This is a genomic window from Aminiphilus sp. (genome assembly GCF_029975095.1).
GTDB lineage: Bacteria > Synergistota > Synergistia > Synergistales > Aminiphilaceae > Aminiphilus.
In genome coordinates, this window is sequence record NZ_JARKPW010000132.1 from 1 (window position 1) to 16,669 (window position 16,669).

Consider the following 16,669-nt stretch of genomic DNA (forward strand, 5'->3'; position numbering starts at 1 on the left):
GGAAGGCACCTACGAGGCGCTTTCCCGGTACGGGCGGGACCTGGTGGAGTTTGCCAAAAGCGGCAAGCTTGATCCCGTCATCGGCCGGGACGAGGAGATCCGTTCGGTGATCCGCATTCTGAGCCGCAAGACGAAAAACAATCCCGTGCTCATCGGAGAGCCCGGAGTGGGAAAGACCGCCATCGCCGAGGGCTTGGCCCACCGCATCGTCCGGGGCGATGTTCCCGAGGGACTCAAGGATCGCTCCATCTTCGCCCTTGATATGGGGGCCCTTGTGGCGGGAGCGAAGTACCGCGGCGAATTCGAAGAGCGCCTCAAGGCGGTGCTCAACGAGGTGAAGGAGTCCGACGGCAGGGTCATTCTCTTCATCGACGAGCTGCACACCATCGTCGGCGCCGGCAAGGCCGAAGGATCCCTCGACGCGGGGAACATGCTCAAACCCATGCTCGCCCGGGGCGAGCTGCACTGCATCGGCGCCACCACCCTCGACGAATACCGGGAGCACATCGAGAAGGACGCTGCGCTGGAGCGGCGCTTCCAGCCCGTCTACGTGGAACAGCCCTCGGTGGAGGACACGGTGTCCATTCTCCGGGGCCTGCGGGAGCGTTTCGAGGTGCACCACGGCGTGCACATCCAGGACAATGCGCTTGTGGCTGCGGCGGTGCTGTCGAACCGCTACATCACGGAGCGTTTTCTGCCCGACAAGGCCATCGACCTTGTCGACGAGGCCTGTGCAATGATCCGCACCGAAATCGACTCGTTGCCCGCGGAGCTGGATGCGGCGGCGCGGAAGGTAATGCAGCTCGAGATCGAAGAGGCGGCGCTGAAGAAGGAGACGGACAGGGCCTCGGAGGCCCGGCTCAAGGTGCTCCAGAAAGAGCTTGCGGAGGCCAGAACGGGGGCGGACGCCCTGCGTGCCCAGTACGAGGCGGAAAAACAGGCCATCGGTAAGGTGCAGGCCTTGCGCGAGCAGATCGAGAAGATGCGGCGCGAGATCGAGCAGGCCGAGCGTGCCTACGATCTGAACCGGGCGGCGGAACTCCGCCACGGTGCGTTGCCCGATCTGGAGCGGCGTCTCGCCGCAGAGGAGGAACAGCTCCGCCACGGCCAGGGGACGTCTCACCTGCTCCGGGAAAAGGTCACGGAGGACGAGATCGCCGCCATCGTCAGCAAATGGACGGGCATTCCCGTGTCGCGCCTTGTGGAGGGGGAGCGGGAAAAGCTGCTCCGCCTGGGGGACATCCTCCACCGCCGGGTAATCGGGCAGGACGAGGCCGTGGAGGCTGTGGTGGACGCGGTGCACCGGGCGCGGAGCGGTCTGAAGGATCCCCGGCGTCCCATCGGCTCCTTTCTCTTCCTCGGTCCCACGGGGGTGGGCAAGACGGAGCTGGCCAAGGCGCTCAGTGCGGCGCTCTTCGACAGTGAAGAGAACCTGGTGCGCCTGGACATGTCGGAGTACATGGAAAAATTCTCCGTCTCGCGTCTTATCGGAGCGCCTCCGGGATACGTGGGGTACGACGAGGGCGGACAGCTCACCGAGGCGGTGCGGCGCCGTCCCTATGCGGTGATTCTCTTCGACGAGATCGAAAAGGCCCATCCGGATGTGTGGAGCATCCTGCTCCAGATCCTCGACGACGGGCGCATCACCGACAGCCACGGGCGGACGGTGAATTTCAAGAATACCGTGCTCATTCTCACGAGCAACCTGGGTGCGTCCTTTCTCCTGGAGGGGATTTCCGGCGACGGGCGCATTCGGGAGGAGGTGCGCGAGACGGTGCTCGGGGAGGTGCGGCGCACCTTCCGTCCGGAATTCCTGAACCGCCTCGACGAGATGGTGCTCTTCAAACCTCTCTCCATCGCGGAGGTGGAGCGCATCGTGGAACTCCTCGCGAACGATCTGCGGGTGCGCCTCGCCGAGCGGAACGTGACGCTGGAAATGACACCCGAGGCGGTGCGATGGATCGCCCGGGAGGCTTACGATCCCGTCTACGGTGCCCGGCCTCTCAAACGTTTTCTGGCCCGGGAGCTGGAGACGCGCCTCGCCCGGAAGATCCTCTCCGGCGAGATTCCGGATGGCGCGGCGGTGACGGTGGCGCTGGACCAGGACCGGGGGCTGACGCTCCGGGTGTCCCCTTTCGAGACCCCCGGGAGAGGTGACGCCGGAACCAGGGAAGACGGAACAGATGTCGCCCCTACCGTGACCGTCGAGGGAGAGATCGTGGACTGACACTCTGAAAGAACGGACGGCCCACCTCTCTTTTGAAGGAGGGCCGTCTCTCTTGGAGGAACTGTCGGGAGCGTCGTTTCAACAGGACGAAGCCAGCTCGCCGAGTTTGATCTCGATGTTCTCCGTGTGTGCCAGAGCTTTCTCCAGTTCGGAAACGTTGTGCTGGAGTGTCGTGATGGCTTCTATGCGTGCTGCGGCAGTGGCGTTCATGTCCTGGATCGGTTGAAACAGTTTTTCCGCCATGGATGCGATGAGGGCGAGCACATCTCCCACCTTGTGCACGGACACGTCCGTCTCGTCGGCGAGCTCCCGGACTTCCCGGGCGACCACGGCGAACCCCTTTCCCGTCTCTCCTGCACGTGCGGCTTCGATAGCGGCGTTGAGCCCGAGCATTTTCGTCTGTTTCGCCACGGAACGAATGGACGCGACGACCTCGTCGGTACTGCGCGTTTCCGTGAGGAGTGTGCCGATTGTGTCGAGCATTGCGGTCATGTGGGCCTGTACGTCCTCATTTCCGGAGGTGAGCTGTGCCAATGTTTTTCTGAGTGGTTCGACAGTCGTCTGCATAGTGCCTCGGGCGAGCGCGAGTTCTGTAATCTGCCGTTTCAGCTTGGCGATGGTTTCTTCTTCCCTGCGGAGGATTTCGTAGAGGAACTGGGCATCTCCGGCGCGGAGCATTCCCACCTCAGGGGGGCACAGCTCCCGGACGCGTTGCGCCACATCCTGACGCCCGGTGACTTCGATGACGAGATCTGTGGGGAGTGCGAGGAGTTCTTCCACGGAAGTAGTGGTGAAGACACCTGCGCTCCTGGCTCTCGCCATCGCCGGGGCGTCCCTGCGAAGGTCCGCCACGCCCGTGATGTCGAATCCGAGTTTCAGGAACGTGTCGAAGAGAGCGAGGCACCCTTCTCCACCGCCGACGAAGGATACGCGCGATGTTGCCATGAAGACACCTCCCAAACAGGGAAAAATGTGACGCCCCGTCAGGGGCATATGTAAATGTAAAGGAATCTCTGAATAAGGCTACGCCAGCTCCGCGGAGAGCCTCGTAAAACTCGATGCGACCTAAGTCAAGGGAAAGCGAAACGTCTTTCTTCAGAGGTCCCTAAATAGTATAGACGCTGAATCCATGGGAGTCATCGTTGCTGTCGGCGTCCGGCACGGAAAAAGGCGTCCGCGCTGTAGAGTGCCAGGGCCGCCCAGATGAAGAGAAACGTCACGAGACGTTTCGCCGAGAAGGGTTCAGCGAAGAGGAAGATGCCCAGACAGAAAGAGATGGTGGGCGACACGTACTGGAGAATGCCCACGGTGGCGAGGTTAATGCGCCGGGCTCCGAAGGTGAAGAGGAGAAGCGGCACGGAGGTGACGATGCCCGATCCCGCCAGAAGGAGCAGACGGAGGGGCGTTCCCGTGCCAAGAGCCCCGGCGCCGCCGGACTCGAAGAGGACGATGGCGCCGAGCGCGGGAATGCCGAGGAACAGGGTTTCCACGAAAAGCCCCGCGGTGGAGCTGATGGGGGCTTTTTTCCGCAGCAGGCCGTAGGTGCCGAAGGAGAGGGCGAGCCCGAGGGAAATCCACGGAAGAGCGCCGAGGAGAAGAATCTGATACCCCACCCCGACGGCGGCCAGAGTGACCGCGAGTGCCTGGAGTCGTCCGAGACGTTCCCCGAGGAAGAGCATGCCCAGAAGAACGTTCACGAGGGGCGTGATGAAGTAGCCGAGGCTGGCCTCGAGAACGTGTCCCGTGTTGACAGCCCAGATGTAGATCAGCCAGTTTGCGCAAAGGGCGAGACTGCTCGCCAGGAGAAGAAGCCGTGTCGACCTCTGTGCGAGTCCTTGGCGGATCTCTCCCCGGTTTTTCGAAAAGGCGACCAGTCCCGTGAGGAAGAGGAGGGACCAGACGATGCGGTGACAGAGGATTTCAAGAGCCGGAACATCCTGCATGGCTTTCCAATACACGGGGAGCAATCCCCAGGCGACGAAGGCCGCCGTTGTGGCGAATCCACCCCGGATGGCCTCGGAGAGGCCCGGTCCTGCTGCCGGCGCAGTGTGATGTGTGTTCTCCGATGCGTTCATTTTGCGGTGAGTCTCCTTCCTGATTTGCTCCGTGGTAGAATAGCAAACGGTGAGAGCATCGCCAATCCTCCATAATGGAAGAGGCTTTTTCCTCCAATGAACGGTTCTGCGATGGGTGTTGCGACCTGTCAGGGGCAACCTTGTGAAGGGTCCGGCGAAAGCGTGGTGGAGAGGACGCGACAATGGAAGAACGACTCGGAATCATTTCCGACACGCACGGTAACCTGCGAGCCTGGCAGGCCGCTCTGGCGGTCTGGGGAGAGGTGGACATGATTCTCCACGCGGGGGATGTGCTCTATCACGGTCCGAAGAACCCGCTTCCCGAGGGATATGGCCCCCGGGAGCTCGCGGAGGCCATGAACGCTTCTCCAGTGCCGCTTCTTTTCGCCCAGGGCAATTGCGATGCCGAAGAGGACGCCCGGGTGCTCCGCTGGCCTCTGGACACGAGGACGGCAGTGCTCTGGTGGCGCGGAATGCTCGTCCTGATGCGGCACGGCGAAAATTTCAGCGCCTTTCGCGACTTGGCGCTGCGCTGCGGGGCCCGGCTTGCGGTGAGCGGACACACCCACGTCGGTTCCGTGGTCCGCGAAGAAGGGACGATCTTTCTCAACCCCGGTTCCGCGAGCCTCCCCAAGGGGCGGGATCCGGCGAGCTGCGCCATTGCCGACGGCGAAGGCATATCCATTCTCACCCTTGAAGGAGCGCTCCTGCACCACGAACCCTGGAATCTCTGAGGTTGCTCCAGGAAAAGGGATGACGCGGCGGGTCGATGCGGCAGCGTGGAAGCTCCGGGCCGTCCCGCGGGAAGAATGTCCTTGACAGACATGAGGCCTGAGGTGCCCATCGCCGTAACGACAAGGCACCCGGCTCGAGCCGGGTGCCTTGTCGTTACGGAAGCGCGGCATTGCATGCAAGGCAAAAGCGGTTCTCGCGAACTCTTCCGAAGCGTGCAGATGTGTTTCAGACCACGAGCTTCCCCGGGTTCAGGATGCCCTTGGGGTCGAAGGCCAGCTTGACACGTTTCATCAGGGCAATCTGGGCCTCGTCGAGGAAGTGGCTGACGTATTTCTTGCGTTTGAGGCCGATGCCGTGTTCTCCCGAGAGAGTGCCGCCGAGCTGTTGCGTTACGGTGTAGAGTTCCCGGCGGGCCTCTTCCATGGTTTCCTTCCAGTTCTGCCGGTCCTCGCCGAAGAGCAGGTTCACATGCATGTTCCCGTCTCCCACGTGGCCGAAGGTGACGGTCTCCAACCCGCGGCGCTCGCAGAGGTCCCCCAGGGCCTTCAGCAGTTCCGGCACGGCGCTGGTGGGAACCACCACATCCTCCTTGGAGTACTTGCTGTAGAAGGCGATCACCGCCTCGGCGATGGATTTCCGGGCTTTCCAGAGTTTGTCCCGGCTGTTCCGGTTGTCCGCCACGAAAACCTCCAGCGCCCCCCATTTGCGGCAGAGATCGCCCACTCGTTCGTATTCGTCGGCGAGCAGTTCCGCGGAATTTCCTTCGAGTTGGATGATGAGATGCGCGCCTGCGTCGCCTCCGGGAAGTCTGGTGTTGAGAAAACGCTCCGTCAGGGAAATGGAACGATGGTCCATGAGTTCCACCGAGGCGGGAAGGATTTTTCCCTCGGTCATGATTTTCGACGCACAGGTGACGGCACTCTCCGTGTCGGGGAAGGGCACGAGAAGATCCACCACTCTGGCAGGAAGGGGAAGGAGCTTGAGGACGATTTTGGTGATCACCGCGAGCGTCCCCTCGGAGCCCACGAGGAGGTGCGCGAAGTCGTAGCCCGTCACGTCCTTGCGACGTTTGCCGCCGAACCAGGTGATGGAACCGTCCGCGAGCACCGCCTCCAGGGCGAGCACCGACGCGCCGGTGGGGCCGTACTTGATCACCTTGTTGCCCCCGGCGTTCTCCGCCACGTTGCCGCCGATGAAGGAGGCGTCGCCGCTGCAGGGATCCCCCGCGTAGAGCAGGCCTTCCCGTGCGGCGGCTTTGGAGATGTCCGCCGTCACCACGCCGGGTTCGACGGTAATGGTGAGGTTCTCCGTGTCCACTTCAAGGATGCGGTTCATTCTCTCGAAGGAGAGGACGATGCCGCCACAGGCGGGAACGGCGCCGCCGGAGAGCCCCGTGCCGGCCCCCCGGGGCGTCACGGGAATATGCCGTTCGTTCGCGAAGGCGAGAAGAGCGCTCACCTGCTCGGTGGTCTCGGGAAAAACGACCACTTCCGCCAGGTGCGGTTCCTCCCAGAACTGTTTCGCCACCTCGTCGTAGGAATAGGCCTCGCGCTTCTCCAGATCCGCCGCGACGTTCCGGCTTCCCAGGAGCGCTTCCAGTGCGGTCGTCACCTCCGGTGTTACCGGTGCGTAGTTCATTCCCTCCCAAGCTTGGGGTGCCTGTCCCCCTGAATCGTTGCCGATGCCGGCTGACGGTGCATCGCGATGAAGAACGTGCATGACGGGTTCCTCCTCAAACACCGGACCCCCTTCTGCCCTCAAGGAAGCCCTGCGGTCTCTTGTCTCCGAGCGGAAATCGCCTCTCGGGTTTCGCGGTTGCCCGAAGAAGCCCTTGGCGGGCATAACAATGTTTTTCTCTTTCCGTTCCTGAACGAGAAAAAGTCTCCATTGTCTATCGTATATCTACCGTAGCGGGAGCGCGTTACGAAGCTTGTCCGCGGAATATCTTCACCTCAAACTCGCTAACCCCTCTGGGTGGTCCGGAATTCGTGCCGTGAAAGAGCCCCGGATGCTGCTGCCTGCGCTTGACAAGATCGGCTTCGGTTTCGGTGGGTATATCTTGCCTAAGAAAGCTCTGCTTCGCTCCATCCCCGGGCGCGGATAGCCCGGCTGCATCGAGCCAGGCGGAGCTTTTTTTGTGTTTATTTAGGGCAGCCGTCCTTCACGAATCTGATCAACAAACCACCTGTCGTTGATAGAGAAGCGGCAACGGCCACGCACGCCGTCTCTCTTCGTGCGTCCGTAACGCTAGGAGCGTTTTTCCTTTTTGATGCGCTCGATGAGGCGAGGCACGATGTCGAAGAGATCGCCGCAGAGGGCCACGTCCGCCACGCGGAAAATGGGGGCTTCGGGGTCCTTGTTTACCGCCACGATTGTCTGGGCGGTCTGCATGCCCGCCAGGTGCTGCACTGCTCCGGAGATCCCCACTGCCATGTAGAGCTTTGGCGCCACGACCTTTCCCGAGAGCCCGACCTGGTGGGGATAGGGGATCCATTTGGCCTCGACGGTGGGGCGGCTTGCGCCCACGCCGCCCTCCAGGAGATCCGCCAGCTCCTGGAGGAGCCTGAACGATTCGGGGCGCTTGAGTCCTTTGCCGCCGGAGATCACCACGTCCAGGTCCTGGATGTTGGCTCCCTGTTCCTCAAGATATTCCATGCCGTCGTTGCGGATGCGGCTGGCGAAGAGGCGCTCGGGCACGGCGGGATGGAGCACCTCCCCGGTTCTGTCCTCGGGATCGGGAATGCGGAAGGTGCGGGGGCGCACGGTGGACATCTGGGGGCGGTGGTTCGGCGTTTTGATGGTGGCCATGACGTTGCCGCCGATGGCAGGTCTGGTCTGGAGGAGCAGTCCCGTCTCGGGATCGATGTCCAGGCCTGTGCAGTCGGCGGTGAGACCCGTGTTCACCAGGGCCGCCACGGCGGGAAGATAGGTGCGTCCCGCCGTGGTGGCCGGGGCGAGGACGATCTCCGGTTTTTCCGTCTCGATGAGATGGGCGGTCACTTTGGCGATGATTTCCTGGTCGAAGTGTTCCAGGGAGGGATGGTTCACCGCGAGAATTCGATCCGCGCCGTAGCGGATCGGATCGGCGGGGTCGTCCTTGAACTCGCCCCCGAGAAGTACGGTGGTGACGGTGCATCCACGCGCCGCAGCCAGCTCACGGCCCTTTCCGGTCAGTTCGAGGGTGACGGAGTGGATGTGCCCGTTTCTCATTTCACCGAGGACGAAAATGCCCGAGGGAGTTCTCGTCGTTTCTGTCTGCATGATTCTCTCCTCCCTTCTCTAGAGAAGTGCCTGTTCCTTGAGAAGCGTCACCACGCGCTCGATGCCCTCGTCGAGGCGGCTGCCGCTGAAATGCTCCGTGTTACGGGTGATCTTCGGATAGGAGATGCGTACCACCCGCGTGGGGGAACCCGAGAGCCCCAGTTCCTCCTTCGGCAGGTCGAGAGTCTCGTTTCCGGCTGTTTCCAGCGAAAAGCGCCGGGCCTTTTTCTTGCCCGCCAGGGTGGGCATGGAGGGTTCGTTGAGGTCCGAGAGTACCGTGAGCAGGCAGGGGAAGGAAAGAATCTGGTACTGATAGCCTTCCTCAATGGTCCGGCGCACCCGGATCTCCGCAGGGGAAATCCGTTCGAGAGCGCTCACATAGGTGGAAAACGGGAGGTCCAGCATGGCCGCAACCTCGGGTCCCACTTGTCCCGTTTCGCCGTCGGTGGCCTTCTCTCCCGCGAGGATCAGGTCGAAGGGGCCTGTTTTGCGGATCGCCTCGGCGAGCACCCGAGAAGTGGCCCAGGTGTCCGCTCCGGCGAAGGCCCGGTCGGTGAGGAGGAGTGCTTTGTCCGCGCCCAGAGCGATGGCTTCCCGGAGAGCCTCCTCCGTCTGGGGTGGTCCCATGGAGAGGACCGTCACCTCTCCGTCCCCGGCTCCCCGTTTGAGGGCGAGTGCCGCCTCCAGGGCGTTCATGTCAAGCGGATTCATGATGGCTCCTACACCCTCCCGGACCATCGTTCCCTTTTCCGGATCCATCTTCACTTCATCCGTGTCCGGAACCTGTTTGACGAGGACTGCGATCTTCATGAACCTTCCCTCCTTGTGGCGTACAGCCTGGACGAGCTTTCGCCAGTATACGGAATTTCGCCCCCCGGGCAATCCTTATTTTTCGCCTCCCGGAAAGAGTGGCTGTTCCGGCAGCGAGTAGAGAACGCGAACCGTCTCGTCCAGATGGGCTCCCATGGCCTTGCGGGCAGTTTCGGGATCCCCGTTCCTGACGGCCAGGAGAATGCGGCGATGTTCCTCGACGATAAGATGTGACCAGCGCCGTGACGGCTCCCGGACATGGAAGCGACGCATGTGCGCGGTGATCCGTCCCATGACGACGGAGAATCCCTCGTAGCTTCGGAGCAGGACCCTGTTTCCCGATGCCTGGACCAGCGTAGTGTGAAAGAGCGTGTTCCAGAGTGATCCCTGGGTGGCCTCGTCCGTTTCGTCCCGGGCGTCTTGTTCGCGATGCTCCTGCAGATGGAGTCGTTCCATGTGTTCCAGACATTCTTCCATGCGGCGGAGATCCTCCTCCGAACGTCGCAGAGCGGCCAGCTCCGCCGCGGGAAGTTCGAGAATACGCCGCATCTCCAGCATTTCCGGAAGCATCTCCTTCGGCCAGGCCAGAAGGCTCTCCAGACTTCCCGTCAACTCCTCCAAAGGGAGACGGCGCACGAAGATCCCCTGCCGTTCCCGCACCTCAAGTTCTCCCAGTGCCTCCAGGGTGATGAGGGCTTCCCGAAGCAGAGGGCGCCCCAGTGCCAGCAGATCCGCCAGTTCTCGTTCCGTGGGGAGCTTTTCTCCGGGTTGCAGGCGTCTGGAACGGACGAACTCACGGACCCGAAAGACGGTTTCCATCCTCTTGGCGTTCATGATCGGTCTTCCTTTCCGCCGGTTCTTTCACGCTCCGGCGGGATATGGTTCGAAATGTTGTCTGAAAAATGCGTCAGCGGAGTTGTCCTTGTTTCTTCTTCGTGGTACAATGCAACATGATTGGTATACCAAGATATACCACAAAACCGAAAAAAGCGCATCCTCGAATTTCTTCCTTACTTCTCCGAAGGAATCGGCGCGGAATGTTTGCGTTTTCCCCGGAGGAACGCTGCGGAGGACGAAGGAGGGAGCCTCTGTGGAAAGGCGGTACGATGTGCTTATTGTCGGTGGCGGTGTCGTGGGGTGCGCCATCGCACGGGAGCTGTCCCGGTACAGAGTGCGCACGGCACTGCTCGACAGGGAGAGGGATGTGGGTCTCGGCACGAGCTGCCGGAACAGCGGGGTTCTCCACTCGGGCATCAATTACACGCCTGGTACGCTTCGTGCCCGGCTCGCGGTGGAGGGAAACCGACGCATGCATGCCCTCTGTCGGGATCTGCGCGTCAAATGCCGTACCATCGGCAAACTCACCGTGGCTCAGGATGAGGAAGATACGGCAACGCTTGCCCGTCTCCTCGAACAGGGCACCGCCAACGGTGTTCCGGGTCTCCGGATTCTCTGGCCGGAGGAGATGCGGCGTCTTCAGCCCGGCGTGGAGGGGATTCGAGCGCTCCACTCTCCTTCCAGCGGCATCGTCTCTCCCTATGCGCTTACGGTTGCGCTCGCTGAAAACGCCGTGACCAACGGTGTACATGTGCATCTGGGGCAGGAAGTCCTGGAGATCCGACCTCGTTTGCCCGAAGATGGCGGCGGGTTCGTGGTGCGCACTGCCGCGGGAGATCGTTTCATCGCCCTTGTGGTGGTCAATGCCGCGGGGGTCTTCGCCGATCGCGTTGCGGCTCTCGCGGGTATCCCGGGCTTTCGGATCTATCCCTGCCGGGGCGAATACTATGTTCTGGACAAGCGTTTCGACGGCGTTCTCCGCACCCTCGTCTATCCCGCTCCCCGCCCCCGTAACCCCGGTCTCGGCATTCATCTGACACCCACCGTGGACGGCAACATTCTCATCGGACCCAGTGCGGAATATGTGGAGGACCCGGGGGATCTGGCCTGCACCGCAGCCATTCTCCGGAAGCTCCAGGAGAAAGGGCGCGGTCTTCTTCCCGATCTTGCCGGGGCGGATTTCATCCGCAGTTTCGCAGGAATCCGGGCCAAGCAGTCACCGCCGGAAGAAGGCGGTACGCGGGATTACATCATCGAAGACCGCAAGGACGTAAAAGGATTCATCAATCTTGTGGGGATCGAGAGCCCGGGTCTTACCGCCTCGCCCGCCATTGCCGTCATGGTGGCGGAGATGGTGGGACACCACCTGCCGCTTGAGGAAAAGAAAACCTTCGTCTCCTGCAGGGAAGGGCGGCGGGAATTCTTCTGCGAGCTTTCGACGGAGGAGAAGGCGGCTCTCGTGGCGGAGGATCCCGAGTATGGCGAGGTGGTGTGTCGCTGCGAGGGCATCACGCGGCGGGAGGTGCTGGACGCCCTGGCGAATCCCCTTGGAGCGAGAACGCTGGTGAGTCTCAAGTACCGCGCCCGGGTCACCATGGGCCGTTGTCAGGGGGGATTCTGTCTTCCCCGGATCGTGCGCATTCTCCGGGACGAATTCGGCTACGCGCCGGAGGACTACCTGCTTCGGGGCGGCTCCTCGCCGCTTTTTGTGGGAAGAGTCCGGGAGGACGCGGAAATCCGCACTCCCGTCCCTGCGGAGGGGGTGCGGCCATGAAGCGCGAAATTCGCGGCGTTGTGGTCATCGGTGGTGGTCCCGCGGGACTCGCGGCGGCTCTTTCCGCGGTGGAGGCGGGATGTCGCGATGTGCTTCTTCTCGAACGGGATATCCGCCTCGGGGGTATCTTGAATCAGTGCATCCATGACGGTTTCGGTTTGCATGCGTTCGGCGAGGCGCTTTCCGGCCCGGAGTACGCGGCCCGCTATATCGACAGGGTGCGAACGCACGACATCGAGGTGCGCACGGGAAGCATGGTCCTCTCCCTGTCGCGGGACAGAGTCCTCGAAGTCAGTTCCCGAAACGGCTACGGCACGATACGGGCCGACGCGGTGGTCCTCGCCATGGGCTGTCGGGAGCGGACCCGGGAGGCGCTGTCCATTCCGGGAGCGCGTCCCTCGGGGATCTACACGGCGGGGGCCGCCCAGAATCTCATGAACCTGGAGAACATTCTTCCGGGGAGGCGGGCGGTGATCCTGGGTTCCGGCGACATCGGTCTCATCATGGCCCGGCGCATGGTTCTGGAGGGTGCTTCCGTGGAGGGCGTCTACGAAGTGCTGCCCTATGCGAGCGGTCTTCCGCGGAATCTGCGGCAGTGCCTCGACGACTACGGCATTCCTCTGCATCTGTCCACCACCGTTACGGAAGTCCGGGGGGCGGGGCGCCTGGAAGGAGTCACGGTCTCCCGGGTGGACGAGAGCCGTTCTCCAATTCCGGGGACGGAGCGGGAGGTTCCCTGTGACGTGCTGCTCCTCTCCGTGGGACTGATTCCGGAGAATGAACTCTCCAGAGGGTGCGGTATCTCGCTGGACTCCAGGACCGGCGGCGCCGTGGTGGACGAGACGTTCATGACGGATGTCCCGGGTGTGTTCGCCTGCGGCAACGCACTCCACGTGCACGACCTGGTGGACTGGGTCTCCGTCGAGGCCGCCGAGGCCGGTCGCGAAGCGGCGAACTGGGCGGCGGCATTCCGGAGCGGCAGGGAACCGGAGGTGCCGACCTCCCTTCCCGTGAAGGCGGGCGAGGGAGTTCGGTATGTCCTTCCCGGACGTCTCCGGGGTGGAAGGGATGCCGTTCTTTCCCTGCGGGTGCTTGTTCCCGGAAGGAATCGGGATGTGGTTCTGCGCGTGGAGGGCAGGGAGGTGCTGCGGCGTACCTTTCCCAGGGTACACCCGGCGGAGATGCTGCGCCTCGCCGTCCCTGGAAGCGATCTTCCTCCGGGGGGCGTCGTGGAGGTGGTGTCCTCATGAGCGGGGCCCGGCTTGTATCGCGCCTGGAATTTCTTTGTGTGATCTGCCCGAACGGCTGTGATCTGGTCGTCGCCGTGGAGGGCACGTCGCCGCCGAAAGTGCTGGATGTGACAGGGCATCGCTGTCCCCGCGGCGTGGACTATGCTGTCTCGGAGGTGGAGTGCCCTCTGCGGAGCATTGCGAGCAGTGTTCGGATCCAGTGCGGAGAGATGCCTCTCGCGAGCGTCCGCACGGATCGCCCCATTCCCCTGAACTCGGTCTTTGGTGTGATGGAGGAACTCCGGCGATGTGTCGCGGAAGCTCCCGTTCGAATCGGGGACGTGCTTCTGGAGCATGCCGCCGGAACAGTCTGCCGCATCCTGGTGACGCGGAATGTGGAGCGCCTGGAGAAGGGGGGGTGTCAAAAGGGCTGAATCTGGAGGAGGTACCGTTGGAGAACGCTCCGGCAGCGAGGAGGTACCGTGCGGTTTCGGGATGAGAGACGCGAGAGATCTCGAAAGGGGGACGTGTTTCATGCGAAAAAGTATTCTGTGGGGATTTGTGCTGCTCTTCTGCGCGGTGACGGTCGTGATGCCTCTTCAGGACGCGGCGGAAGCGCGGACGTATCGGGTGAACATCGCCACGGCCACGACCGGCGGGGCCTATTATCCCATCGGGAATGCCATGGCCCAGATCTGGACGAAGAAACTCGACGGCGTCAAGGCCGCCGCACAGTCCACGGCGGGAACGCCGCAGAACGTGGAACTTCTGATGAACGGCGAAGTGCAGATCGCCTTCGGGCAGAATGGCGTCTGTTTCTACGCCTTTAACGGAACGGGTGTCTACGAAGGAAAACCGGGTTTTCCTTTCGCCGATATTCGAGGTGTTCTCTCCCTCTATCCCAACGTGATGCATTTCATCGCCCTGAAGGACGCGGGAGTGACGAGCATTGCGGATTTCAAGGGTAAAAAGGTCGTTCCCGGACAGGTTGCGAGTGCTACGGAGATCAACACCCGGGAGATTCTCGGTGTCTACGGTCTCAATTACATGAAGGACGCGGGAGACACGAACGTGAATGCCGACTTCGTGGGCTACAACGAGGCGGTGGACCTGCTGAAGAACCGCCAGGCCCAGGGAACCCAGATCGCCGGAGGAGTTCCCACCGCTGCGGTGCTCGATCTCCTTTCCTCCGGGGAAATGGTCCTCGTGGACATCGAGGAAGAGAAGGCGAAGGAAATCGCCGCGAAGTATCCCTGGTATTTCCCCTACACCATCAAGGCCGGAACGTATCCCAACCAAGATAAGGATGTTCACACCGTAGCCCTTGCGAACATTCTCTTCACCCGGGCGGATGTCCCCGACGAACTCATCTATATGCTCACGAAGGCCGTTTACGACTACCATGACGACCTTGTCCGCGCTCACAAGGCCACCGAGGCGACCACCCTCGAAAACGCCATGAACGGCATGACCATCCCTGTCCACCCGGGTGCAGCCAAGTACTTTGAGGAACAAGGTATCGCCGTTCCCGACATCAAACCGGCTCAGTAAGGTTTTTCCTTCCTCGGGGGCGGCGTTCTCCTCGGGAGCGCCGCCCTCACGGATCCGAAGGAACGGTTTTTCAGGCCGAGGGGTCGAAGAGAGGTGATCAATGATGGCCGATGCAAGACAACCGTCGGAGATGACGGAAAATCCCTCCCGAGCGGCAACCGGGGCGATGGAGCCGGAAGCGCGGGAGGTTCTCGAAGAAAAAGCGCTGGAGGAAAAAGCCGAGCGCGTTCTCGAAAAAGTCGAAGTGGAATCACGGTTCCGCCGCTACACGGGCAAGTGGGCACTGGCGGTTTCCGTCGTGGCCGTGGCCATGTCCTGTTTCCATCTCTACACGTCGGGATTCGGCGTGCTCATGGCCATGAAACAGCGCAGCATCCACCTTGCGTTTCTGTTCGTGCTGACTTTTCTGCTCTATCCGGGGTCGAAGAATGCTCCGAAAAAACGCCCCTCCGTGATGGACATGCTCTGGCTGGCCGTTTCCGTTTCGTCGGCACTGTACATCACGTTCATGTTCGATGCCTTCAGCATCCGCGGTTCCGCCGTCCTCTCCGACTACGTCATGGGGACCGTCCTCATCGTCTGCATCCTTGAAGCGACGCGGCGGTCCGTGGGAAAGGAACTCATGCTGTTGGCCATCGTCTTTCTCCTCTACGGCTTTTTCGGGGACTACATCCCCGGTGTTCTGGGGCATACGGGTTTCACCTTCAAGCGCATCATCTACCAATTGTACCTGTCGTCGGAGGGCATCTTCGGTGTTGCCCTGGGCGTCTCCTCCACGTATATCTTTCTGTTCATCCTTTTCGGCGCCTTTCTCAACGCCACGGGAATGGGACAGTTCATCAAGGATATTTCTCTCACCCTGGCGGGGCGTACCATCGGTGGTGAGGCGAAGGTGGCCATCATCGCCAGCGGGCTCATGGGCATGATCAACGGTAGTGCCGTGGGCAACGTGGCTGCCACGGGAACGTTCACGATCCCTCTGATGGTGCAGAAGGGATTCCGCCCCGTCTTTTCCGCGGCGGTGGTGGCTGTGGCGGGAACGGGAGGCATGATCATGCCCCCCGTCATGGGCGCGGCGTCGTTCATCATGGCGGAGTTTCTGGGAATCCATTACGCCAAGATCATGCTCGCCGCGGCCATTCCCGCCGTGCTCTACTACCTTGCGGAGTATGCGGTGGTCCACATCGAGGCGGTGCGGCTGGGGATGCGCAAACTCTCCGCAGAGGAGATTCCCAGCCCGTGGAAAGTCCTGCGTGAGCGGGGGCAGCTTCTCGTTCCCATCGTGGTGATCGTCTATCTGCTTCTCGTGGGACGCACGCCTCTCTACGCGGCGTTCTACGGCATCGTCGCCTCCGTTGCTGTAAGTTTCCTCAGCAAAGCCACCCGCATGTCCCTGAAGACCTTCCTCGGTGCACTGGAGCAGGGAGCCCGGGGAGCGGTTTCGGTGGGCATGGCCTGCGCGGTGGTGGGAAACGTCATCGGCGTGGTGAACCTCACGGGACTCGGGCTGGTCCTCGGGGACAACATCGTCTCCCTCGCGGGAGGCAACGTGCTTTTTACGGTGTTTCTCACCATGGTGGTGAGCATCATTCTCGGCATGGGACTGCCCACCACGGCGTGCTACATCGTCACCGCCACCATCGCGGCCCCAGCGTTGCTGCAGCTTGGTGTGGAACCCCTTGCGGCCCACATGTTCGTCTACTATTTCGCCTGTCTTTCCAACGTGACACCCCCCGTCGCCATCGCCTCCTACGGTGCGGCGGGCATCTCGAACCAGAAACCCGCCGAGGTGGGATGGACGGGGTTCCGCATTTCCCTCGCGGCCTTTCTCATTCCCTTCACCTTCGTCTACAATCCGCAGCTCCTTCTCGTCGGGGGCAACGCCGTCTCCATCGCCATGGCTACCGGGACGAGCATCGTCGGCGTGATCGCCCTCGCGGCGTCGCTCCAGAACTTTCTTCTGGCGCCTTTGTCGTTGCTCCAGCGGGCCATGCTCTTTGCCGGAGCGGTGCTGCTCATCTTCCCCGGAATCGAGACCGACGCGGCGGGGACGGTTCTCGTCCTTGCGGTCTGGCTCTGGCAGCGCCGGGATGTTTCCCGGGGAAGGCGTGCGCCGGAGGGCATTCCCGTAGGGGGCTAATGAGTCAAATGGTGTGACAAACGTGTACAA

Annotated in this window: 13 protein-coding genes; 7 read left to right on the forward strand and 6 right to left on the reverse strand. The window is 62.1% G+C overall.

The features are described from left to right. The coding region (locus Q1K49_RS08050) for an AAA family ATPase (RefSeq protein WP_300524877.1) at positions 1-2,227 on the forward strand (2,227 nt) is incomplete at its 5' end. A 78-nt stretch (positions 2,228-2,305) separates the two neighbouring features. On the opposite strand, the gene Q1K49_RS08055 is transcribed toward Q1K49_RS08050, so the two are convergent. Together Q1K49_RS08055 and rarD are read right to left on the reverse strand one after the other, a co-directional pair. Continuing rightward, on the reverse strand, positions 2,306-3,172 hold the full coding sequence (locus Q1K49_RS08055) for a methyl-accepting chemotaxis protein (protein WP_300524879.1): 867 nt from the start codon (positions 3,170-3,172) through the stop codon (positions 2,306-2,308). A gap of 191 nt (positions 3,173-3,363) precedes the next feature. Beyond that, positions 3,364-4,302 carry an EamA family transporter RarD gene (gene rarD, locus Q1K49_RS08060; RefSeq protein WP_300524881.1) on the reverse strand — a complete coding sequence of 313 codons (939 nt, stop codon included), beginning with the start codon at positions 4,300-4,302 and terminating at the stop codon, positions 3,364-3,366. Positions 4,303-4,484: 182 nt separating this feature from the next. On the opposite strand from rarD, the gene yfcE reads away from it, so the two are divergent. Then, positions 4,485-5,036 (forward strand): phosphodiesterase, encoded by a 552-nt coding sequence (gene yfcE, locus Q1K49_RS08065; protein WP_300524883.1) that lies wholly within the window; start codon positions 4,485-4,487, stop codon positions 5,034-5,036. A 226-nt stretch (positions 5,037-5,262) separates the two neighbouring features. Here yfcE and Q1K49_RS08070 read toward each other — a convergent pair whose 3' ends face one another. The 4 genes from Q1K49_RS08070 to Q1K49_RS08085 all read right to left on the reverse strand — a co-directional run bounded on the left by Q1K49_RS08070 (position 5,263) and on the right by Q1K49_RS08085 (position 9,942). Next, entirely contained in the window at positions 5,263-6,756 is a 1,494-nt protein-coding gene (locus Q1K49_RS08070; protein WP_300524885.1) for an FAD-linked oxidase C-terminal domain-containing protein, read from the reverse strand. A 528-nt stretch (positions 6,757-7,284) separates the two neighbouring features. Then, positions 7,285-8,298: an electron transfer flavoprotein subunit alpha/FixB family protein gene (locus Q1K49_RS08075; RefSeq protein ID WP_300524887.1), complete on the reverse strand. Its 1,014-nt coding sequence runs from the start codon at positions 8,296-8,298 to the stop codon at positions 7,285-7,287. A gap of 18 nt (positions 8,299-8,316) precedes the next feature. Continuing rightward, positions 8,317-9,108: an electron transfer flavoprotein subunit beta/FixA family protein gene (locus Q1K49_RS08080; RefSeq protein ID WP_300524889.1), complete on the reverse strand. Its 792-nt coding sequence runs from the start codon at positions 9,106-9,108 to the stop codon at positions 8,317-8,319. 75 nt (positions 9,109-9,183) lie between these two features. Next, the gene (locus Q1K49_RS08085; RefSeq protein WP_300524891.1) at positions 9,184-9,942 is read right to left on the reverse strand and encodes a FadR/GntR family transcriptional regulator; all 759 of its coding nucleotides are present in this window, start codon (positions 9,940-9,942) and stop codon (positions 9,184-9,186) included. Positions 9,943-10,198: 256 nt separating this feature from the next. Here Q1K49_RS08085 and Q1K49_RS08090 point away from each other — a divergent pair, with 256 nt between their 5' ends. From Q1K49_RS08090 to Q1K49_RS08110, 5 genes are all read left to right on the forward strand, one after another. Continuing rightward, on the forward strand, positions 10,199-11,719 hold the full coding sequence (locus tag Q1K49_RS08090) for an NAD(P)/FAD-dependent oxidoreductase (RefSeq protein WP_300524893.1): 1,521 nt from the start codon (positions 10,199-10,201) through the stop codon (positions 11,717-11,719). Further along, entirely contained in the window at positions 11,716-12,969 is a 1,254-nt protein-coding gene (locus Q1K49_RS08095) for an FAD-dependent oxidoreductase (protein ID WP_300524895.1), read from the forward strand. The genes Q1K49_RS08090 and Q1K49_RS08095 overlap by 4 nt, the downstream gene beginning before the upstream one ends. Then, complete coding sequence (locus Q1K49_RS08100) at positions 12,966-13,382, forward strand: DUF1667 domain-containing protein (RefSeq protein WP_300524897.1); 417 nt, start codon at positions 12,966-12,968, stop codon at positions 13,380-13,382. The genes Q1K49_RS08095 and Q1K49_RS08100 overlap by 4 nt, the downstream gene beginning before the upstream one ends. 100 nt (positions 13,383-13,482) lie before the next feature. After that, complete coding sequence (locus Q1K49_RS08105) at positions 13,483-14,499, forward strand: TAXI family TRAP transporter solute-binding subunit (protein ID WP_300524898.1); 1,017 nt, start codon at positions 13,483-13,485, stop codon at positions 14,497-14,499. Between the two features lie 100 nt (positions 14,500-14,599). Further along, positions 14,600-16,639 carry a TRAP transporter permease gene (locus tag Q1K49_RS08110; protein ID WP_300524900.1) on the forward strand — a complete coding sequence of 680 codons (2,040 nt, stop codon included), beginning with the start codon at positions 14,600-14,602 and terminating at the stop codon, positions 16,637-16,639. Positions 16,640-16,669: the final 30 nt, after the last annotated feature.

Coding starts and splice junctions, on each gene's coding strand:
- Q1K49_RS08055 (WP_300524879.1), bottom strand. CDS start 3,172: ATGGCAACATCGCGCGTATCCTTCGTCGGCGGTGGAGAAGGGTGCCTC.
- rarD (WP_300524881.1), bottom strand. CDS start 4,302: ATGAACGCATCGGAGAACACACATCACACTGCGCCGGCAGCAGGACCG.
- yfcE (WP_300524883.1), top strand. CDS start 4,485: ATGGAAGAACGACTCGGAATCATTTCCGACACGCACGGTAACCTGCGA.
- Q1K49_RS08070 (WP_300524885.1), bottom strand. CDS start 6,756: ATGCACGTTCTTCATCGCGATGCACCGTCAGCCGGCATCGGCAACGAT.
- Q1K49_RS08075 (WP_300524887.1), bottom strand. CDS start 8,298: ATGCAGACAGAAACGACGAGAACTCCCTCGGGCATTTTCGTCCTCGGT.
- Q1K49_RS08080 (WP_300524889.1), bottom strand. CDS start 9,108: ATGAAGATCGCAGTCCTCGTCAAACAGGTTCCGGACACGGATGAAGTG.
- Q1K49_RS08085 (WP_300524891.1), bottom strand. CDS start 9,942: ATGAACGCCAAGAGGATGGAAACCGTCTTTCGGGTCCGTGAGTTCGTC.
- Q1K49_RS08095 (WP_300524895.1), top strand. CDS start 11,716: ATGAAGCGCGAAATTCGCGGCGTTGTGGTCATCGGTGGTGGTCCCGCG.
- Q1K49_RS08100 (WP_300524897.1), top strand. CDS start 12,966: ATGAGCGGGGCCCGGCTTGTATCGCGCCTGGAATTTCTTTGTGTGATC.
- Q1K49_RS08105 (WP_300524898.1), top strand. CDS start 13,483: ATGCGAAAAAGTATTCTGTGGGGATTTGTGCTGCTCTTCTGCGCGGTG.
- Q1K49_RS08110 (WP_300524900.1), top strand. CDS start 14,600: ATGATGGCCGATGCAAGACAACCGTCGGAGATGACGGAAAATCCCTCC.